General features: G+C 46.0%; 15 protein-coding genes. 9 read left to right on the forward strand and 6 right to left on the reverse strand.

Annotated features, from left to right (window positions below; translation table 11 throughout):
- The 3 genes from IT291_04625 to IT291_04635 all read right to left on the reverse strand — a co-directional run.
- Window positions 1-2,210, reverse strand: a 2,210-nt coding sequence (locus tag IT291_04625; protein MCC6220510.1) for a PAS domain S-box protein, incomplete at its 3' end; no start/stop codon positions are given.
- A gap of 26 nt (window positions 2,211-2,236) precedes the next feature.
- Window positions 2,237-4,375 carry a hypothetical protein gene (locus tag IT291_04630; protein ID MCC6220511.1) on the reverse strand — a complete coding sequence of 713 codons (2,139 nt, stop codon included), beginning with the start codon at window positions 4,373-4,375 and terminating at the stop codon, window positions 2,237-2,239.
- A gap of 18 nt (window positions 4,376-4,393) precedes the next feature.
- Entirely contained in the window at window positions 4,394-5,101 is a 708-nt protein-coding gene (locus tag IT291_04635; GenBank protein MCC6220512.1) for a glycosyltransferase family 2 protein, read from the reverse strand.
- A gap of 121 nt (window positions 5,102-5,222) precedes the next feature.
- Here IT291_04635 and IT291_04640 point away from each other — a divergent pair, with 121 nt between their 5' ends.
- From IT291_04640 to IT291_04680, 9 genes are all read left to right on the forward strand, one after another.
- Window positions 5,223-7,034 carry a glycerol-3-phosphate dehydrogenase/oxidase gene (locus IT291_04640; protein ID MCC6220513.1) on the forward strand — a complete coding sequence of 604 codons (1,812 nt, stop codon included), beginning with the start codon at window positions 5,223-5,225 and terminating at the stop codon, window positions 7,032-7,034.
- Window positions 7,035-7,150: 116 nt separating this feature from the next.
- A complete protein-coding gene (locus IT291_04645; GenBank protein MCC6220514.1) occupies window positions 7,151-8,131 on the forward strand; it encodes a substrate-binding domain-containing protein in 981 nt (326 codons plus the stop codon).
- 141 nt (window positions 8,132-8,272) lie between these two features.
- Window positions 8,273-8,719 carry a hypothetical protein gene (locus IT291_04650; protein MCC6220515.1) on the forward strand — a complete coding sequence of 149 codons (447 nt, stop codon included), beginning with the start codon at window positions 8,273-8,275 and terminating at the stop codon, window positions 8,717-8,719.
- Between the two features lie 38 nt (window positions 8,720-8,757).
- The gene (gene ftsE, locus IT291_04655) at window positions 8,758-9,432 is read left to right on the forward strand and encodes a cell division ATP-binding protein FtsE (protein MCC6220516.1); all 675 of its coding nucleotides are present in this window, start codon (window positions 8,758-8,760) and stop codon (window positions 9,430-9,432) included.
- Window positions 9,433-9,435: 3 nt separating this feature from the next.
- Window positions 9,436-10,437 (forward strand): ABC transporter permease, encoded by a 1,002-nt coding sequence (locus IT291_04660; GenBank protein ID MCC6220517.1) that lies wholly within the window; start codon window positions 9,436-9,438, stop codon window positions 10,435-10,437.
- Window positions 10,430-11,689 carry a peptidoglycan DD-metalloendopeptidase family protein gene (locus IT291_04665; GenBank protein MCC6220518.1) on the forward strand — a complete coding sequence of 420 codons (1,260 nt, stop codon included), beginning with the start codon at window positions 10,430-10,432 and terminating at the stop codon, window positions 11,687-11,689. The genes IT291_04660 and IT291_04665 overlap by 8 nt, the downstream gene beginning before the upstream one ends.
- Window positions 11,690-11,814: 125 nt before the next feature.
- Complete coding sequence (locus tag IT291_04670) at window positions 11,815-13,257, forward strand: S41 family peptidase (protein ID MCC6220519.1); 1,443 nt, start codon at window positions 11,815-11,817, stop codon at window positions 13,255-13,257.
- A 15-nt stretch (window positions 13,258-13,272) separates the two neighbouring features.
- The gene (locus IT291_04675) at window positions 13,273-14,049 is read left to right on the forward strand and encodes a TlyA family RNA methyltransferase (GenBank protein MCC6220520.1); all 777 of its coding nucleotides are present in this window, start codon (window positions 13,273-13,275) and stop codon (window positions 14,047-14,049) included.
- Window positions 14,050-14,161: 112 nt separating this feature from the next.
- Window positions 14,162-16,498 (forward strand): type II/IV secretion system protein, encoded by a 2,337-nt coding sequence (locus tag IT291_04680; GenBank protein MCC6220521.1) that lies wholly within the window; start codon window positions 14,162-14,164, stop codon window positions 16,496-16,498.
- Between the two features lie 224 nt (window positions 16,499-16,722).
- Here IT291_04680 and IT291_04685 read toward each other — a convergent pair whose 3' ends face one another.
- The 3 genes from IT291_04685 to IT291_04695 form a co-directional block, all read right to left on the reverse strand.
- The gene (locus IT291_04685; GenBank protein ID MCC6220522.1) at window positions 16,723-17,277 is read right to left on the reverse strand and encodes a hypothetical protein; all 555 of its coding nucleotides are present in this window, start codon (window positions 17,275-17,277) and stop codon (window positions 16,723-16,725) included.
- 5 nt (window positions 17,278-17,282) lie between these two features.
- Window positions 17,283-18,932, reverse strand: coding sequence for a type IV secretion protein Rhs (locus IT291_04690; protein MCC6220523.1), 1,650 nt, complete (start codon window positions 18,930-18,932; stop codon window positions 17,283-17,285).
- A gap of 119 nt (window positions 18,933-19,051) precedes the next feature.
- A partial coding sequence (locus IT291_04695) for an RHS repeat protein (protein MCC6220524.1) occupies window positions 19,052-19,299 on the reverse strand: 248 nt, incomplete at its 5' end.

Here is a 19,299-nt window from a genome sequence, read left to right on the forward strand (position 1 = left end):
CTGCCGCCGTGAGCTTCTATGACGCGTTTCACTATACATAGGCCAGCACCAGTCCCTTCATATTCTCGATCGCTATAAAGTCGCTTAAAGATTTCAAAGATTCTCTCATGGTGCTTAGGATCAATGCCAATTCCATTATCAGTGACAAAAAATTCGTAATTGTCGTTGGTCTCTACAAAGCCAATTTCTATTATGGGGTGGGGTTTTGCAGTCTTATGAGAGAATTTTATGGCGTTGCCAATTAGGTTTATTAATGCCTCCTTAAGTTTAATCCTATCTGCGGTTAGAATTGGAAGATTCGATTGAATGATGATTTCTGCCTGATGTACCCGGATGTCGTGCTCTAAATGCGCAAGTACGGACTGCATTAAGTCGCTAATATCAGTTGGTTCGAATGGGTTGTGTATACGGGTAATTCGCGACAGGCTAAGGAGGTCGTCGATTAACTTTTGCATCTGACTGCAACATTTAGTTATTCGTTCGAGCAACTGTTTGCCATTGTCGTCAAGTTGTTCAGCGCAATCTTGCTGTAGAAAGCCCGCCAATGACGCAATCCCCCTTAGAGGAGTGCGCAAATCGTGACTTGCTGTATATACGAATTGGTCTAGTTCTGCATTTACCTTTACTAAGAGTTCTTTTTGCTCATTGAGCTGCACTTCGTTAAATTTCCTAGTAGTAATGTCCTGGCTAATGGCGACATATGACATTATTCTCCCCTGTTCATCCCTTACCGGAGTAATAGTTGCGTCTGCGTAGTAGAGACTGCCGTCCTTCCTGCGGTTTATTACTTCGGAATGCCAAGTTTCCCCCGACGCGATGGTGGTCCAGAGTCGCTCATAAAAAGCCTGGTCGTGGGCTCCAGATTTGATGAGCCGCATTGTCTGCCCTTTGGCCTCCTCGTTGGAGTACCCAGTGGTATCGACAAATGCTCGGTTTACCCACTGGATTTCTCCCTTTGAATTAGTAATAACTATCAAGTTGGCTGCTGCTCCAAGCGCACTAGACTGCAGGTGCAGGCGTCTGGCGTTTTCCTTTAGGTATTCCTGGCTTTGCTTTAAGCTAGCTGTCATCTTATTAAACACTTCACCTAGATGGGCAATTTCGTCGTCTCCCTTTATGTCTACCGTTGTACTTAGGTCGCCGGCGGCAACGCGATCTGCCGCACGGGTGAGGCCAACCACGGGATTTGAGATGTTTTTTGCAGCCAATAATGCTAGTGCGGTCGATATAAGGATAGTTGCTAAACTGACAAACAATGTAAGTAGCCTTAGTTGCTCGATTGGTCGCAACGCCTCACTGTGGTCCTGTTGTGTGATGAGAACCCATTTTGCGTTGTTTAGCTCAATTATCGCCGATGCGCCAACAACTAAGACCTGGCGAGCATTCATCCATGTTCCACTAGTCTCTCGGTTGCGTTCGATGAATTCCTTTACTGGTGGCATTGCAAGCTTGTCTAGCGCACGATCTTCCGACGAAAGTGTTCTGCCAGTAACTAGTTCCCCATCGCGATTTACTACATATGTCATGCCTGTCGCGCTGATGCGGTTAGGTCTATTGCTGTGCGAGCTGCCAGATCCTAAAACAGCGTCAAGTATTCTGCTGTCGTAGTAGAGCGCCATCACTCCAAGGTTTTTAATAGGCTGCTCGCGAGAGTATATGGGAACGGCAATGACTAAGGTAGAACTCTGTCGGGACGAGAATCCCTCCTCGTCGACGCCGAGCGAACGCATTTCGGCCACGTATGCTTCGTTATTGACGTGGCGATATGGAATGTCGGGGGCCAAGGGCAGCCCTGATCTAATTGGAATTGTTGAGCTTATCACTACGCCTTGATGGTCAATTACATCAATGGCTATAAGGTTCTTAGCCAGGGCAAGGCTGTTCTTTGCAAGATGCGCGCTTAGCAATAGACGACTTGAGTCAATTTGAATTGGATTTACCAATGACTCAGTAATCGATCTCAAATGATCTCGCACAAACCCGTCAGACGCAAAGTCCGTAGCCCTTGTTTTTAACGTATCAATTAGAAGCATTACAGCCTCTGCCTTAAAGTGGCTAAAGGCACTTAAGTTTTGGTAAGTAGACTGCTCGATCGAGGCTCGGGCTTTCTTGTAGCCCCATACTCCAATCACCAACAAGGGTAGGAGTGAGATCGCCAAGAGTGTAATGACTAACTTCTGCCGAATAGATAACTTAAGTAGACGCACCATAACTGTTAAGATGCAGCTAAATCGAATTAACGCTTAGATATCAGCACTGCGGAGTATGCTAGCAACAGCAAAGCTGATGCAATAGATACGAAATCCGCCCAGAACCAAAGTGTACTCTCGCCAAAAGTTAACAACACCTCATCGCTGCTGGGAATTAATGCTAAAAATCCCGGGCTCGCCATAAATATTTGATCTCCGCTATCTGCTTTCCAGCTAGGATGATAGGCAAATTTTAAGTAATGTGCTTTTCCTGCACAGTTTGTTTGGAGTTTTAGATGATTGAAATAAACCTCTACTTTAGGCGCGCAGTTATCACTTTCTTCCCAAATAGTGGTGTCGAGCATTTTTATTTTTAGAAAGCTAGCCATGCCAGGATTGCTTGTGCCGCTATGTATAAGCATTGGGCTATTGCCCTCGTGCTCGATAAACCACTCTAAAAACTGTTTTTTCCAATTTGCTTCCCTGGATAATTCTGGAATTTGCCGAAAAACTTCTACCAGCTCGGGTTGAACAATCAAGCGAAACAAGTGCCAGGGACCATGCTTGCCGACTTCAGTGAGTTCCTCATTCAGTCGAGCTTGCGCTAATACCTCGTCAGTGACTAAAATTAGTTCGCCAACTCCAAAAAGCTTAACTTTTGGAATTGCCTTTTGAATGTCATAGTCCGGGCATTTGACATGGCTAAAAATGCAACTCGGCGTTTTACTTACGAGAGCTTGAATATACCATATCATGGGTGCAACGATGTTTGCCTCAGCGTAGACGCTTTCTAAGGTGGATCGGTTTGCAAAATACGGTAGCATTTCAAAAACTCGTGTTGTCCCAGCGGCCTCGCTTATCTCGTTATGCTCGTAAACTACTCGTGGTAGTGAAAAATCTCCGCGAAGCTCTTTAGAAAGTTCCGTGAGCGCTGGGTACAGCTCCTTAGATTTCCAGCCAGAAAGATTCCACTGAAGCCAACCGGGGAAGCTGACGACGTGAATGTGCGTCCACCAGAGGGATGAAACAATGATTGCAATGCTCCCAAGACATGTTGAAATTTTGCCAATGGAAAGTAATAGGCCGCCAACCGCTATGCCACTCATTACGCATAGAATGAGATAAACCTGCGGCAATGCTCGTATGTTTACTAAGCCAAGTTTAGGAAAAACAAAGTAATAGGCAAGATAAACGCAGATGGGAACAAACCAAAATAAAAACCCATGAGCTGAGTTCTGTCTTTGAAATCTAAGTAATGCTTTAAGAGGCACCTTCTTTAATAGCTTCCGAGGAATCGGCAAGGCCAATAGAACTCCAATTATACAAGGAAGGAGAATGACTGGAAGGTATTCCTCCATGCTGTCTCCAAACACCCACGTCATCGGAAGTGCTGTAGTCCACTGTTGATTATCTATCATGGGGACAGTGTGCCAAGCCGAAAGAAGCAAGGCTAACACGCCGGAGAGGAATGCGAGTTTCAACCTGAGTCTTACAGTTGAATGGGGATAAAAAAAGACAAATGCCAACAAAAATGGGGGAATGCCTAGCATTACGTAGGCATGGCTCGTAGTTACGGCGGCAAACCAGAGAGACGACCAGAAAGGACTTCGCTGCTCTCTAATCTCAACAGCTAGTGCACCTATGCCAAGAAATAGAAAGTTTAGTGCATACAAATGCGCAAATTGACCGGCTAAAGTAGAAAGAGTATTGCCTCCCCACATCGAGAAAGACTCGTTGTACAAGGCAAACAAACTAAAAGTCATGGCAAGCAGTGGTTTCGGGTGCTTAAACCCAAGCTTTTTAACTCCCCAGTAAACTGCGAGCGGAAGAGTTGCTATTGGCAATATTCCACCGACGTTAAACGCCATGCCAAGCGGCAATACGAGCGACAGAGCGCACATTATGAGGAATGGCAAGGGGAAATAATGAACTAGTTGCGGCTCGCCTGCTAGGTTGCCTGGATTCCAGACTCGAATTAGAAAATTTGGCAGGCCATGACTTACTAAAGTATATAACGGCCAAAAGTGAGACCCCATATCGCCTCCAGTAGCCGGAGTTCTTAGCAATATTTCAATTGGGAGGTAGTATAGGAACAGCGCGACTACTGCAAACAATCCTACGCGAGGAGTACATCGCTCAGCGTGCCGGAGCATGGATACCAGACTTTTCTTTCTTGTCGTATTCATTAGCAGTTAAATTCCCAACTATGTGCAATGAAACCACGACTTAGCATTCCGGAACTCACGCCAACAGCGATACAGGTGAAAATACCGATAAAACGCTTCATGCAGTAAATTGAACTTGCTTTTGCGCCTGTCTTTACAGTCTATAGAAATTTGCACAATGCGTTTGTTCTTTGCACTTAAATAAAGTGCCAGCTCAAAAACGTATCCCGTCCAGCCGTCGAGTTTTTCCAGTGCTGGCAGAATAGCCTCTCTCTTAAAGGCTTTGCTGTCCGGAGAAAAGTCGGAAAGTGAGATGCCAAAGAGCCACTGAGCAATAACAACGTAAAGCTGACTTCCTAAAATCCGGATCGCTGAACGGTATTGCCTGCCCATAAATTTGGAGCCGATAACCATATCGACATACTTGAGCAAATCTTTGGCGTAAAGGATAAAGGCTAGGTCCGAGGGAAGATCTATGTCTAAGCATACTAAAGCGTCACCATGAGCGTTCTTGGCGCTAATGACAAAAGCTCTTCCGACGCCTCGCTCTGGTAGAGAGAAAAAACGAAACCATGAATATTTTTTCATTAATTCATGACCAATTATATTCGTCTCATCGGTCGAGCCGTTACTAGTAACAATTATTTCGTGCGGAAGTTTTTCGCGTTCGAGATAGGCATGAAGCTTTTTTATCGACTCGTCTAGAATGTCAGCCTCGTTATAAACAGGGAGAAGAACCGAAATCATCGACAAAAAAACCTTTCAGTGTGCTTAAAGATTTTGGAAAGCCTTACAAGCTTGTGTTCTTGCGCTTCCGTTAGTAGAAAACTAGCCAATATTGTGATGCTCAGTTTAGGAAAAAGGGTCTATGCAGGGCAAGAGAAAAACTGCTTTTATTTCAGGGACTTCCAGTGGCTTAGGCGAGAGGACACTTAGTAGAGACACATCTTCTCTAACGTCCAGGGAATTTGACGTTTTAGTCATTGGCGGGGGTATTAATGGCGCCTGCATTGCCTGGGATGCGCGGCAGAGGGGCTTTGATGTTGCTTTAATTGAGAAGGGCGATTTCGGACAGGGAGCCTCACAAGGTTGCTTTAAAATCGTCCATGGAGGCCTGCGCTATCTCCAACACGGCGATATTGGTCGTTTAAGGGAGTCGGTTCGCGAGCAGAGAACTTTGCGACATATTGCTCCACATCTAGTTCATCCCATGCCGTTTTTAGTTCCTTGTTATGGTTATGGGATGCGTGGGAAAGAAGTCCTTTCGCTTGGAGTTATGCTTTATGAGCTGCTCGCTAGTAATAGAAATGAGCTAGTGTCTGATTACCATCGCCTTCCTAGCTTTAAAATACTAAATAAAGAGCAGTGCCTTTCGCTTGCCCCAGGATTAAACGCTGCCGGACTAAGAGGAGCTGTTATCTATTATGACTGTCAGATGTCAAATTGCGAGCGCTTGACTTTAAGTTTTGTTAAAGCCGCAGCTTTTAGCGGAGCGGTAGTGTGTAACTACGTAGCGGCAACCGAGCTAGAAACCGAAGCTAGCGGCAATGTCGTTAAGCGCGAGATAAAGAGAGTTGTATGCCGCGATATGCTAAATGGTCGAACTTTAGACATTCGTGCAAAGTGCATTGTTAACGCTGCTGGGCCTTGGTCTCATGTCGTTTGCGATTTTGTTAGTGGCGGGCGAGCTAAGTCGGATAGTTGCAGAAGTGTGGGTTTTTCAAAAGGCGTGCAAGTCGTCGTTCCACAGGTAATAGCGCAATACTCACTAGCTCTGGAGAGCATGTACAGAGACACTGCGGCTTTAATTGCCAGAGGTGGGAGGAGCTATTTTATTGCTCCTTGGCGTGGGCACTCTCTTATCGGCACTTATGACGAGTTTTATACTAAGCATCCAGATGAGTTTAGAATTGAGGCGAATGAGTTAAGTGAGTTTATCAGTGATGTAAAGTCAATGTATTCTTCGCGTGCCATCTCTGAACGAAATATAAGCTTTGCTTTTGGTGGCTTGCGTCCTCTCGATGAAAGCAGGGTTAACACTGAGCAGTTTGAAACGCCAGGTCAAGTTAAGAGCCCAGCGGTAGCTCGCAAGGATAGCATTGTCGATCATAGTGCGATTGTGGGCGATGGGGCCGCTAATAACGTGAATAATTTGGTTTCTGTTATAGGCGTTAAATATACAACGGCTCGCGCAGTGGCGGAGAAAGTGGTGGATTTGGTAGCAAAAAAGCTAAACGCGAATTGCGCCCCATGCCGAACGTCAGAGACTGTTTTGCCGGGCGGGGTGGGGTTTGGTCCAAGTGCCATCGGTGACGATGAGAGCGAGGCGCGGGAATTTGGGGTAATAGCGCCGAAGATGTACAGACAACTAGCTCTAGATTACGGCGCAGAGATGAAAAATATACTTGAGTTAGCCGCTAGTGATAAGTCTTTAGCGGAAGAAATGGTGACACCGTATAGCTCCGCTATCCTTGCTGAAGTTATACATGCTGTTAGAAACGAGATGGCTTGTAGATTGAGCGACGTAGTGCTGCGACGAACTGGCCTGGGAACGTTGGGGAAGCCCGATGATAGCTCTTTAAGTCGAATAGTGCAGATTATGGCCGCGGAACTTGGATGGGATAGACTAAGATGCGAAGAAGAGCTCGCGGCGACAAAAGCGGCTTATCAGTTCAATTAGCATATTGTCATCCGCTAGCAGAAAAGTTGACAATATAAGCAGCATATCATATCTGTTTTATGCTTAATGTTTGTTTGTTGCTTTTTACCACGTTCTTCCTGGAGCCATTGATTTAGATGATTATTAAGTTGCAATTATTGGTCCTCATAGTTTTTCTTACTGCTGCTATAGGAGTGGCAGCGCCATTGTCAACAGTAGATAGTAGGTTGCAGAGGTATAAGGCAGCTAATTTAGGAGAGATCAGTTTAGATTCGGTTGGTTCGGATTCAATGCAGGAGTTGGTCGACGCTTGGGTTGAGGCGTATAAGGAATATCATCGCGGAATAGCTATAAACGTGCTTAGCAAGGGTTCGGCTTCGGCTGCTGCCGCCTTGATTGACGGGAGAGCAGATATCGGCCCAATGGTTAGGCCGATGAAGTCGCCGGAGCTAGATGAGTTTCGACTAAAATACGGCTTTGAGCCGACGCTAATTAGAACCGCGCTTGCTGGCGTTGCCGTGTACGTTTCCTCTGATAATCCGCTAAAGAGCATTTCTTTTGAGCAACTTGACGGGATTTTTTCTAAAGATTTGAGGAGGAGTGGTGCCCACCGAATATCAAACTGGAAGGGGTTGGGAGTAGAGGCCAAGAATTTACCCCAAAAAATCATGCCCCTTAGTTTTGCTGACACATCGTACCCCTATGCTTTCTTTCGGCAGCAGGTATTAGTACAGGGAGATTTCCACTCAGAAGTTACTGCTATCTCGGATACTAATGGCTTGTTAGAGGCTATACGGGCCAACCCAAACGCGATTGCTTTTGGGCCGATTTTAAGCCAGGAGGAGCTGATTCCTGCTGTATCGTTGCTGTCTGTTTCTCGCTTTGAGGGAGAAGAAGCTTATATGCCTAGCCTTGAGAACCTGCTTGCAGAAAAATACCCGCTAGGACGTTTTTTTAACGTCTATTTGGTGCGTTCGCCTGGCGAGGAGTTTGATTTGGCCGCAAAGGACTTTCTCAAGTTTGCGCTTAGTCGCGAGGGCCAACAGATAGTTCAAAACAAGGGTTTAATACCGCTGCCGTACGCTATTGTTCAAGAAGAGCTCGGGAAGCTCAACTAAGACAATCTTTTGTTCGGCTCAAAAAAGCTGTTTCCGATGACCTCATCATGATGTTATATTTTGCGACACGTGCATATAGTTGAGAAGTGTGCGTTCTTGTTGTTGCTGAATTTTCGTGGCGTATTTAAGCAGGAAATGTATATGAAAAGTTTTGGCGTTCGTTTTCTATTGGTTGCTTTTGCTCTTCTAAGCGTAAATTATGATGTTTGGGCCGAAAAGCCGGCACAACCGATTGATAATAATGATGATAAGGATTTAAGTCCAAGCGTTGTAGCTAGCGAGGGGCAGTATTTTGGACGGCACACGGTGGACTCGAATACCGCACCTGAGGAGGATAATGTTCAGAGCCCAGTTGTTGGCGCGATAGAACGGATAGGTGGTAACAAGTGTGTAGTCAAGCTGACTAATAACAGCGAAAAGTCCTCGTACAGCGTAAAATACGTCGTTAAGACTATCGATCCCAGGGGCGGCGAATCTCAAAAAAGTTTTAGTTCCACACTAAATCCCAATGGTTCTGTAGAAAGGCGCGTATCGTGCGGGAAGGACGATAATATTCAAGTTCAAATTACGTCTGGCAAGAAACTTTAAGTTAGTTTGGATAATGCGTGACGGGGGAAAACAGGGACATAGTAGAGCTATATCACGTTCATAAGGACTATCTTCCCAATCAAAGTGCACTTAGGGGCATAGATCTAAAAATTCGCCAGGGCGAATTTATTTTTATAGCCGGCGCCAGTGGAGCAGGTAAATCTACGCTGCTAAAGCTTCTTTTTGGTGCTGAGAGGGCTACTCGCGGGCAGGTGATAGTGGGTGGGCAAAGCCTTACTGACTGTTCGCGCTCCGAGATCTCAGTGCTTAGGCGGCATGTCGGTGTTATATTTCAGGATTATAAGTTGCTTTCGACTCGCTCTATCTTGGACAACGTAGCATTTACGTTGGAGGTTATTGGAGTTCGCAAGCAGCAGCGGGTTAAACTTGCTACCGAGATGCTTACGGCAGTAGGGCTAAAGGATCGCCTCGATTCCCTTCCTTGCACGCTTTCTGGTGGAGAGCAACAGAGAGTATCAATTGCTCGTGCACTGGTAAATCGGCCCGATTTAATTTTAGCCGATGAGCCTACGGGTAACTTAGACCCTGATATGACGGCAGCCGTGTTTAATTTGCTTTTAGAAGCAAACCAGTGCGGTGCTACGGTGTTAGTTGCATCGCATGATCTAAATTTAATAGAAGAGATGAACAAACGCACAATCGTCTTAGATCGAGGTCGCCTCATTGGCGACTTCTTGCATCCACGCGGATAGTACATGAGTCGAGATAGTCGGTTAAAAATTCCTGAGCCAGCCGCAAATATAGGCAGAGGCGTGCTCTCTAATATCTGGTACTCACAGGGCTCGTTGCCAAAGCTTGGCGGCTTGGAACGCGTCTTATACTACCTCAAACGCGGTATCGACACGGTAACAGTTTTGCCGATGTCTAACGGTATAGCCATTATGACAATAGCTATATCATTATTTCTCTTTTCCGCTTTTTTTTTAGCAATCCAGAATATCGATCGAATCATATCGTATGCTGGTAGCAATCTATATGTCACCGCATACGTCAAGTCGGATTCTTCCGAAGAAGCTGTAAAGCGTTATATGGAAGAGTTAAAGAAAGACAAGCGAGTTCGGTTTGTTGACTATATCACCAAAGAAAGAGCGTTAGAGATTTTTCGAGAAGAGCTGGGAGTTAGACACAGCTTCCTAGACGGGCTCGAAAAGGAAAATCCCCTACCTACGTCTCTCGAACTTAGTCTCTTTCCAGATGAGCTCGGGCTTGGCGAGGATGGCATTATTAAGCGCCTCAGAGATAATCCACTTATCGATGAAGTGATCTACGGTAGCGAATGGGTTGAGCACATGAAGAAGCTTTTAAGAGTGTTTCGCTTAGTCGGTTATGTAAGCTTAGCTATAATATTAGTAATTATAGTGTTCCTCATTGCCAATACAATAAAGCTCGTCATTTATGCTCGCCGCGAGGAGATCTCTATAATGCAGCTAGTTGGGGCAAGCGACACATTTGTGCGAGTTCCGTTTATCCTGGGTGGCATGTTTCAAGGAGTGTTAGGCGCAGTTGCAGGGATAGCTTTGCTTCGAATAGTTTACTTAATAGTGAACTACGAGATGCAATACGCCACGCTGTTTGGGGTGGCACTGCCTAATTTATATTTTCTTTCGCCTTTAGCTTTATTATGCATCTTGCTATTGGGAATGGTAGTTGGGTCTGTCGGCAGCTTGCTAGCGCTGGGGAGGTTTATGAATGTTTAGGAGCTTAGGCTTAACATTTGTTTATGTTCTTGGGGCATTTTCGGCGACACTTTTTTTTTGCTTACCGATGCGAGTTCTCGCCGAAGCAAAATCATTAGACATATCGCGCGACTTGGCTAAGTTGCAGCAAAGGATTGAGCGCGAAGAGACTCATCTAGCAACTCTGAAGAAGCGCAGGACTGCGCTTAAGGAGTCCATTAGTTTTATGGCCGATGAGCTCCGCCAAATAAAGGAGGAAATGCGGGCGCTGAATGACCTCGTAGCTGGTTTAGTGGAGAGAACGAACCGCCTCGAGAGGGCTACGGCCAAGGGCAAGGATTTGATTGCCGCAGAGAGAGCCGTCATAAATCGGCGAGTTGCGTCGATTTACAAGATGTATAGGCGCGGTGGTGCTTTTTCCTATTTGGTCGACTCCGATTCGGCAACGGACTTGTTAAGACGCGCGAACTACCTCTCACGCATAGCAGCCTCGGATGGTAGGCGCCTAGAGCATTTTAGCGGCATAATTCAAAGCTTTGAAAAGGAGTCTTCCGAACTTGTGGCGGTTGCAGCCGAAAGGGAGGAAAGTCTCGCTATGCTTAATATCCTAGAGAAAAGCCTAAAAAAGAAAAAGGAAGAGGAGGCTGTCTTGCTCGAGGATTATGACAAGCAGGAAAAAAATCGCCTTGCGACTCTGGGCAAATTAAAGAGAGCTGCAGGTGAGCTAGAAGCTGTATTGGCCAAAGTTATGGGTGAACAGAGCGCCACTGAAGTTCGAGATGTAGCCACTGGCGATAGTGTGGCTGAGGATAGGGGTGACATTAGCGTTGCATCGTTTGCTGGGAGGGGTCTATCCGAGATGAAGCAGAAACTTCGCTTGCCAGTTATTGGGCAATTAATCAGAAGTTACGGCAAGCGGAGACATGAGCAGTTTTCTGATATGATATTTTCTAAAGGCTTAGAATTTAGTGGAGTCGCTGGTGGGCGAGTCGTAGCTATAGCGGCCGGTCGAGTGGCGTTTAGCAATATTTTACCTGGGCTTGGACATGTAATAATATTAGATCATGGAAAGCGCTATTATTCGTTATACGGGCGACTAGCTGGCGTAATGCGAACTGTTGGAGATGTTTTAAGGGAAGGCGATTTGATTGCGGTAACAGGGGAGCCTGACGACAAAGGTGCTAATTTCTACTTCGAGCTCAGGCTCCAAGGAAAACCTATAAATCCCATTGAATATTTTGCAAAAAAACCCACTTTGGCGACTAAAGGCTAGCACATGAGGGCGTTATTGTGACATTATTGTAAAGTAGGTAATTAGTGTTAACGACTGGTTGTGCTGGGGTAGCTTTTTTGGGCCTATGGGTCATAGGTAATTGAGTTGGAATATTAATAAAATATATGCGTAAATATATCGTTTTGCCGCTTCGTGCGGTTTACATGTCAGTGATTATGGTTTTTGTGGGGGTTTTTCTCTTTGTAGCATTGGTGCATCGCGTAGCTGCAACAGAGAATGGGGGCGACGATAGTTATGCCAATTTGCGCATATTCACGGACGTGATGGCGCTGGTGCAAAAGAATTATGTCGAAGAAGTCCAACTGTCCAATTTAGTTGAGGGAGCTATTAAGGGGATGCTCTTAAGCCTAGATCCTCACAGCAGCTATCTTACCAAGGAGATGTATTCTGAGCTTCAGGTAGAAACGAAAGGGGAGTTTGGTGGGCTCGGCATAGAAATAACTGTTAAAGATGGGCTTCTAACGGTGGTTGCTCCGATAGAAGGTTCGCCGGCGTCTCGTGCAGGAGTTAAGCCTGGAGACCAAATAATTAAGATTGGCGATGAGTTTGCAAAAGACTTTACTCTGCTAGAAGCTGTGCGAAAGATGCGTGGCCCAAAAGGCTCGCCACTAACAATTCACGTTCATCGCGATGGCGTCAAACAACTAATTCCCATAACGGTTATTCGCGACATCATAGAAGTGCAGAGTGTGCGGTCGCGCGTCTTAGAAGATGGCTTCGTTTACTTGCGACTTAGCCAGTTCCAAGAGGGATCGGCAAGTGAGGTGTTGTCTGCTCTATCAAACCTCGAAAACAAGACTAAGAATAAGAAAATAACGGGGCTCGTTTTAGATTTGCGAAACAATCCCGGTGGCTTGCTCACTCAGGCAGTGCGGGTGTCCGATTTATTTTTAGACGAAGGTGTTGTGGTTTACACGCAAGGCAGATTGGAGAGCCAAAATCAAAAATACTTTGCTAATAAGGATGGCACAGAGCCAACTTATCCGATGGTAGTGATTATTAATGAAGGTTCGGCATCGGCGTCCGAAATTGTGGCCGGCGCTCTGCAGGATCATCGCAAAGCTTTAATTGTGGGAACGCGCTCGTTTGGCAAAGGTTCAGTTCAAACAATATTGCCTATGGGAACCGGCACGGCGCTGCGATTGACGACAGCCTTATACTATACGCAGAGTGGGCGCTCTATTCAGGCTGAGGGAATTGTACCGGATGTAGTCGTGACGGCTCATAGGTATCCTAGCGATACGGAGGAGTTGTTGGAGGAAGATGAAGATTTTACTCGCCGTGAGAAGGATTTGCGACATTCGATTAAAAATCCCCAAAAAACTCCCGAGAAAGACGAAAAGGCCGATGCGAATGAAAAAGTTGAAAAGCTCTCAATTGGTTCTCGTTCGGCTATGGAGGCAGAGTTGTCGGAATTATTGAAGGAGGATCCTCAGTTAGATGAAGCTCTTAGGCTTCTAAAAACCTGGCATGTGTTCCAGGGGAAGCCAACTATGCACGTTCGCAATTGGCATAAGCAGGCTCGGATGAAAAAAGTAGGGGCCTAAGTTATATGTATATTCATGCTAACTTCGGCAAAGAAGAAGCCTAATGTTCAGGCTCGGACACGCCTCGACAGTCTTTTGGTGGAGCGCGGTGTTGTAGACTCTAGGGTGCGCGCTCAGGCACTAATAATGGCAGGGGAAGTTTTGGTCGACGATATGCCTATAGAAAAGGCTGGGACCAAAGTATTAGCGTCCGCTTCAATTCGCTTGCGGAACGAAGTTGCTAATTTCGTAAGTCGTGGTGGAGATAAGATCGATCCTATTTTTAAGCATTTTGAAATCGACCTAAGTAATACTGTAGCCGTGGATATTGGCGCATCTACGGGTGGATTCACGCATAGTATGTTACAGCGTGGAGCTAGGCTAGTTTATGCTGTGGATGTTGGTTATAACCAGCTCCACCACAGACTGCGATGCGATAAGCGGGTAGTCGTTATGGAGCGCGTGAATGCCAAAGATTTGGTTGCCAGCGACTTCGAGGAGCTACCCTCGTTTGCCACTATCGATGTTAGCTTTATTGGCCTTAGGAAGATAATTAAACCGATCTGTGGAATTCTAAAGACACCATTTTCGATTTTGGCGCTAGTTAAACCGCAATTTGAGCTAGAACCTAGCTATGTGAGCAAAGGTGGCGTGGTTAGAAGTAGCGAGAATCAGCTACTAGCGGTTAGGCTCGTCAGTGAATTTGCCCAGGAATTAGGTCTTAATGTGCGTGGTTTTCTTCCATCCCCAATCAAGGGTGCCAAGAAAGGCAATCAGGAATTCTTTATATTGATGGAGAGTGGCGGGCGTTAGGTGCCCCAGAGGGGAAAACAAGCGCCCTTCAAGTGGTTCTTGAAATAGGTCGATATTAGCAAGTAGATAATATTTACTGCCTGTAATTACGCATAGCCGAGGTCGATAACCTATGTCCTGGATCCCATCCTCTACGGTTGAGCCAAGTAGCTTTATTTCGCCAGGCCTGCGAAAGGCTTTAGTGCGGTTGGGACTGGCATCTGAAAAGGATTTGGAAAAAGTCCAGCGCATATCTTCAAATTTAAAGGCTATTTCTCTTTTGGCGAATCAGGGTGTTTTTGAAGAAGCTGAGGCTTTAAAAAAAATTGCCGAGCACCTTGGCTGTCCATTAATCGAAGGGGGACAGCTTACTGAAAGGCTGGATTCGGATACTGACAGTGGATTTGGCAGTGTGGATTACGATTTTGCGCTGCGCCGGCGCTGTTTTCCGTTTAGAAAGCAAAAGAATGAAACCTGGGTGGCTATGGCCGATCCTTTGGATGTCGATAGCATTACAGAACTCGAGTTTTTGCTTCAAACTGGCATTAAGGTGTTTCTAGCATTGGAAGCTGATATTGTTAGGGTCATTGGTGGTTTTATTTCTAGCGGTTCGTCGCACGACGGTTCCAACGAAATGGAAGTTGTAACCAATGTAAACAATCCTGCTGGGAAGGTTACAACGCAACTCACTGCCGAGCAGGTTGAGGAGAGTTCAAAGGCGGCTCCTGTGGTAGCCCTTGTGAATAAGATTTTAGCGGACGCAATATCTGTTGGCGCTAGTGATATCCACATAGAGCCGTCGGCGCGCAAGGTAGAGTTGCGCTTGCGCATAGACGGGGTAATGTCTGCACCTCTAAATATACCGGATCATCTTCAGCCATACGTCATCACGAGAATAAAGATATTAGCCGGCATGGACATTACGGAGAAGCGCCGTCCTCAGGACGGTAGTTTTCGACTCAATGTTGGAAAGCGTTCTTTTCGCGACGTGAGAGTTTCATCGATTCCGACGCCTTTCGGCGAAAAAATTGTGCTAAGAATTTTGCGCTCGGAGCTAGAGGGCATTCTGCTTAAAGATCTAAATATGCCGGAAGAGGTGGAGAAGTTATTCTTAGCAGCGATACACACGCCCAATCGCGCAATACTCGTAACTGGACCAACTGGGTCTGGCAAAACTACTACCCTGTACGCTGCCGTGGAGTTACTTAAAGATGGCACGAATAACATCATCACTATTGAAGATCCAATAGAACTTAGAATTGCGCGCATTACCCAAATTCAAGTTGATAAAAAAATTGGAATGACATTTGCGAGCGTTTTGCGCTCATGTCTAAGGCAGGATCCGGATGTGATTTTAGTAGGTGAAATTCGCGATCTAGAAACTGCGGAGATTGCCTTTCAAGCGGCTCAAACGGGTCACTTGGTACTATCGACATTGCACACTAATAGCGCAGCATCAGCGGTAGTGCGCCTCCTAGATCTCGGGCTCCCACCATACATCATTGCTTCCTCTCTTGGTGGAATATTGTCACAGCGATTGGTGCGAAAGTTATGCACTCATTGTGCAATACCAGTAAGTGCCGAGAGGGCTAAAGAGATTGCTGAAGTTACGGGCTGCAAAAATCGAGAAGTATTGAAAGCTGCGCGCGGTTGCGATCAGTGTGGCAAGACTGGCTATCACGGTCGGGTTGGACTTTATACTTTTTTGCCGGTTGATAACCGCATACGCGAGCTAATTCGCAATTCAGCTAGCGAGGAGGAACTAGCAAGAGTGGCTGGTGGCGGAGCTTTGGGCAGTTTGGTGCAGCATGGGTTTCAATTGATTAACAAGGGAGTCACGTCGATAGAGGAGATAGAGCGCGTTGTGGGACTCGATCCCGAGGGCGGCGAAAGAAATGCCGGAGATGTAATAGATGCAGGACTCACACCTGAATCCGAACTGGCACTTAGTTACATCAAGGGTCTTTCTTCGGAAAATGTATCTGCGTCGCCCGAGTTGGTTGTTAGCAAGTCGACTAACGGCGCAAACACTCATGTGTCAGGTGCGCACGACTCCGTTGCGAGCCTGGCCGCCAACTATCAAGCCAAGGATTACAAGCGAATAATACCGAAATTGTTATTAATAGATGACGACGAGGGGATACGAGCTGTAATGGGCCAAATATTTAAGCAGGCTGATTTCGAGGTGCTCGAAGCGCTGGATGGCCAAGATGCCCTAAGGCTGGTGGATGATTTTAGGCCCGACATAGTATTATGCGATCTAATGATGCCCGGCATGGATGGAAAAGAAGTCCTTAGACGCATGCGAGAAAACCACTTAACTCGGGACATTCCGTTTGTAATACTCACCGCCGCGAGTTCTTCCGAGAGAGAAATTGCCTTAATCGAAATGGGAGCTAGCGACTTTATCAGCAAAACCTCTTCGCCCGGCGTGGTTATTTCGCGCGTAAAGAGATTATTGCATAAGTAAGGGCCAGCCTTAGAAGTCCCTGGGTGAAGGGACATTCTTTTTGAGGCAAAACGCAAATCAGCTGCTCGCTGCCATCGGCAAAGACCGTGCGGGAGAGATTTCCAGTTACGTCGTAGTATGTCTGAGGTACGTTGCCGTTCTTCTGAGTTAATTAAAACTTATCCATGTGCCAGTAATCCACAAAAGCTTGGTGGTAATTATGCGGCAATTTGGGTCTTGTGCCTCTATTTGCAGATTTTTTGAGCGACTTTTGGTATACTCATCATTTCTTCCTTGCTAAGATATAAGAACATGCCAATAAAGATATGCTCTTTGTCAAATTCGAAGATAACGCTTTCGCTAGGTTTGACAGATAGCACTGCCTCCCCATCTCTGTACGAAACTCTAATCCCATTGGGGTAAAGGGTCATGCTAAAGCCGTTGTCGTTGTGAATATAATAGGGACTGAGTCCCTTAGCTTCTTCGAGCGCATCGCTGCTAAGCACAAATGATGGATACCCAGCCTTTATGATACCCGATGGCCTGTAATCCCACTCTGCAACAGCAAGCAGCGTTAAAGGATAGCCGATTACCTCTAATAGCTCCGGTGTTCCATCTGATGCCAATATATTCCAGGTAGATATCTGTTCTTCTCTTGTCGGGCTCCAGTATATGCGGTCACTATAATCAGATTGCAACTCTGGCAAGAAAGCTATCGCGAACCAGCCAGTATCTTGATTGCCACCAAGATCTGTTTTTATTCTTGTGTCTATTATCTTGTCTAATGTTAGATATTGCATGAGTACTATAATATTCTTGGTATTGCTTCAACTAGCTTTAAAAGCCCCATTTCAGTTTCGAAAACAACTGTCCACTCGGCGAACTGGGTTCTTACAACAAATCTCTGCCCTAGCCTCGGTATTCCCTGAAGTATAGCAGTCTCCGCTACTGCCTGCATCTCCTGTATGGCTAATGCTTCTGCAAGAACTGTTGAGCCTGCAGACCGACCTTGCTTTCTAAGTACTTCATTGAACATATGTTTAAATGCACCTGTCGCTTTCTCTCCTTGAAGACCAGAAGAAAATAACACCTTACCTTGAGAGGTATTTAGTATAAACCTAGTGGGTATGTTACTACCAGGTAAGTTTGGCCCCAGTGGTATTAGTTTCGAAAATACTTTTTGAATCGGGCCAGTGAGCCTGCTGACTTTTATAAAACGAGCGAGTTTTACAGCGCCTTTTACAGCCACTGCCCCACCACCTAGAAATATTACACCTTCAAGTCCGCCAACCGCAAAGTTTGTAGCTATCTGAGATAGTGGCGCAGAAGGATCGTAGCTAACGACTGTATTTAAAACACCGGAGATAGCAACAGTTGCAGAAACCGCACCTATACTAATTTGCCCACTGGGATCGGTGTATGAAACAGGGTTCGAATTAGCATATATGAACTTGTTTAAGCTAGCTGGTCTACTGGCAAACCCGCTAAAACTATCCATCTGCGAGAACCGCCCGTTAAAGGGCGTATAGTAGCGAGCCCGTAGATAATATTTTCCAGTAGAGCTATCCAATTGCTCGCCAGCAAACAAATAGCTATTAGGCGTAGAGCCAGCGCTACTTAGCAGCTCGCCAAAAGCTTCGTAGTCGTAAGTATCAGTAAGTGTTTCGGTGGCGTCGCTAAGTCCACGAGTGCTGCCTAAACCATCGTAGTGGTAGTACGACTGGCCATTACTCGCAGAATTCTGCGATAAAAGATCAGCTCCGTAAGTATATTCGACAATCACAGACCCGCCATTATCGAGCTCCTCAAGAACCTGCGCATAGGGGCGATTCTTATCGACCAGATAAGATGTGAGCACTCCATCGATGCGCTTAGACTGCCGGATGCCGTCAGTATCGTAGCTGTATTCAACTATATCGCTAGGCGTAATAGCCTTAACGAGCCTATCGTCTACATCGTAAGTATAAGTGGTATTCTGCCCCGAAACAGTTTCAGTTAGGGTATTGCCATTATCGTCGTAGCTGTAAGACGAAGTAGAAGAAGAACGAAGCCGGTCGTTGTCGTCGTAGGTATAACTTTCGGAAAGGCCACCATTAACTGACTTAGTGAGGCGGTTACCAACGGCGTCGTATGTGTACTCAAATATAACGTTGCCATTAACGGGGTCAGTAACATCCTCAGAGACGAGGCGATAAAGCGCATCGTAATTGTAATCTACAACCCTGCCACTAATTTCAGTTACCTGTAAGCGGTTACCTACAGGGTCTAGAATGTAATCAAAGGAAGTAAGGGGATTACCTAGGGAATCGCTGCTAACTTGCGAGGTGAGGCGGTTTAAATTGTCGTAAAAGCTCGTAGTAATGCTGCCATTTGCTTGTTCAATTCCCACTTGGTTTCCTGCAGCGTCGTAGAGGTACGTGGTTATCCCTCCAGACGAATCAGTAACGGCGCTCAAGCGGTTTAAAGCATCATAAGTGTAAAGCGTGGTGCCGTTTGCAGTGGCAACTGAAAGTTTATTGCCATTTAGGTCGTAAGTGTAAGCTAAGAAACTGCCATCGGGATTGTCTTGGCGAATTAGGCGGTTAAGACTGTCGTAGCTAAAGCTAGTAGTCCCTCGGTAGTTTGTCTCCGTGGCAACTTGGCCGGTAGCGGTGTAGGTGAAGGAGTTTCAGAATTATCTGAAAAAGTCTTTTTGGTTAATCTATTTAGTACATCGTAAGTGTGTGTTGTAGTATTTCCATTAAAATCAGTTCGAGTAAGAACATTTCCGTTATCGTCGTAAGTAAATGTCTCCACCTGGCCAAGTGGTAAGGTTCTCGTGA

It is taken from the genome of Deltaproteobacteria bacterium (assembly GCA_020845775.1).
Classification (GTDB): Bacteria; Bdellovibrionota_C; UBA2361; order SZUA-149; family JADLFC01; genus JADLFC01.

Coding starts and splice junctions, on each gene's coding strand:
- IT291_04660 (MCC6220517.1), top strand. CDS start 9,436: ATGAGTCGAGATAGTCGGTTAAAAATTCCTGAGCCAGCCGCAAATATA.
- IT291_04650 (MCC6220515.1), top strand. CDS start 8,273: ATGAAAAGTTTTGGCGTTCGTTTTCTATTGGTTGCTTTTGCTCTTCTA.
- IT291_04675 (MCC6220520.1), top strand. CDS start 13,273: ATGCTAACTTCGGCAAAGAAGAAGCCTAATGTTCAGGCTCGGACACGC.
- IT291_04665 (MCC6220518.1), top strand. CDS start 10,430: ATGTTTAGGAGCTTAGGCTTAACATTTGTTTATGTTCTTGGGGCATTT.
- IT291_04685 (MCC6220522.1), bottom strand. CDS start 17,277: ATGCAATATCTAACATTAGACAAGATAATAGACACAAGAATAAAAACA.
- IT291_04640 (MCC6220513.1), top strand. CDS start 5,223: ATGCAGGGCAAGAGAAAAACTGCTTTTATTTCAGGGACTTCCAGTGGC.
- IT291_04645 (MCC6220514.1), top strand. CDS start 7,151: ATGATTATTAAGTTGCAATTATTGGTCCTCATAGTTTTTCTTACTGCT.
- IT291_04680 (MCC6220521.1), top strand. CDS start 14,162: ATGTCCTGGATCCCATCCTCTACGGTTGAGCCAAGTAGCTTTATTTCG.
- IT291_04670 (MCC6220519.1), top strand. CDS start 11,815: ATGCGTAAATATATCGTTTTGCCGCTTCGTGCGGTTTACATGTCAGTG.
- IT291_04630 (MCC6220511.1), bottom strand. CDS start 4,375: ATGAATACGACAAGAAAGAAAAGTCTGGTATCCATGCTCCGGCACGCT.
- IT291_04635 (MCC6220512.1), bottom strand. CDS start 5,101: ATGATTTCGGTTCTTCTCCCTGTTTATAACGAGGCTGACATTCTAGAC.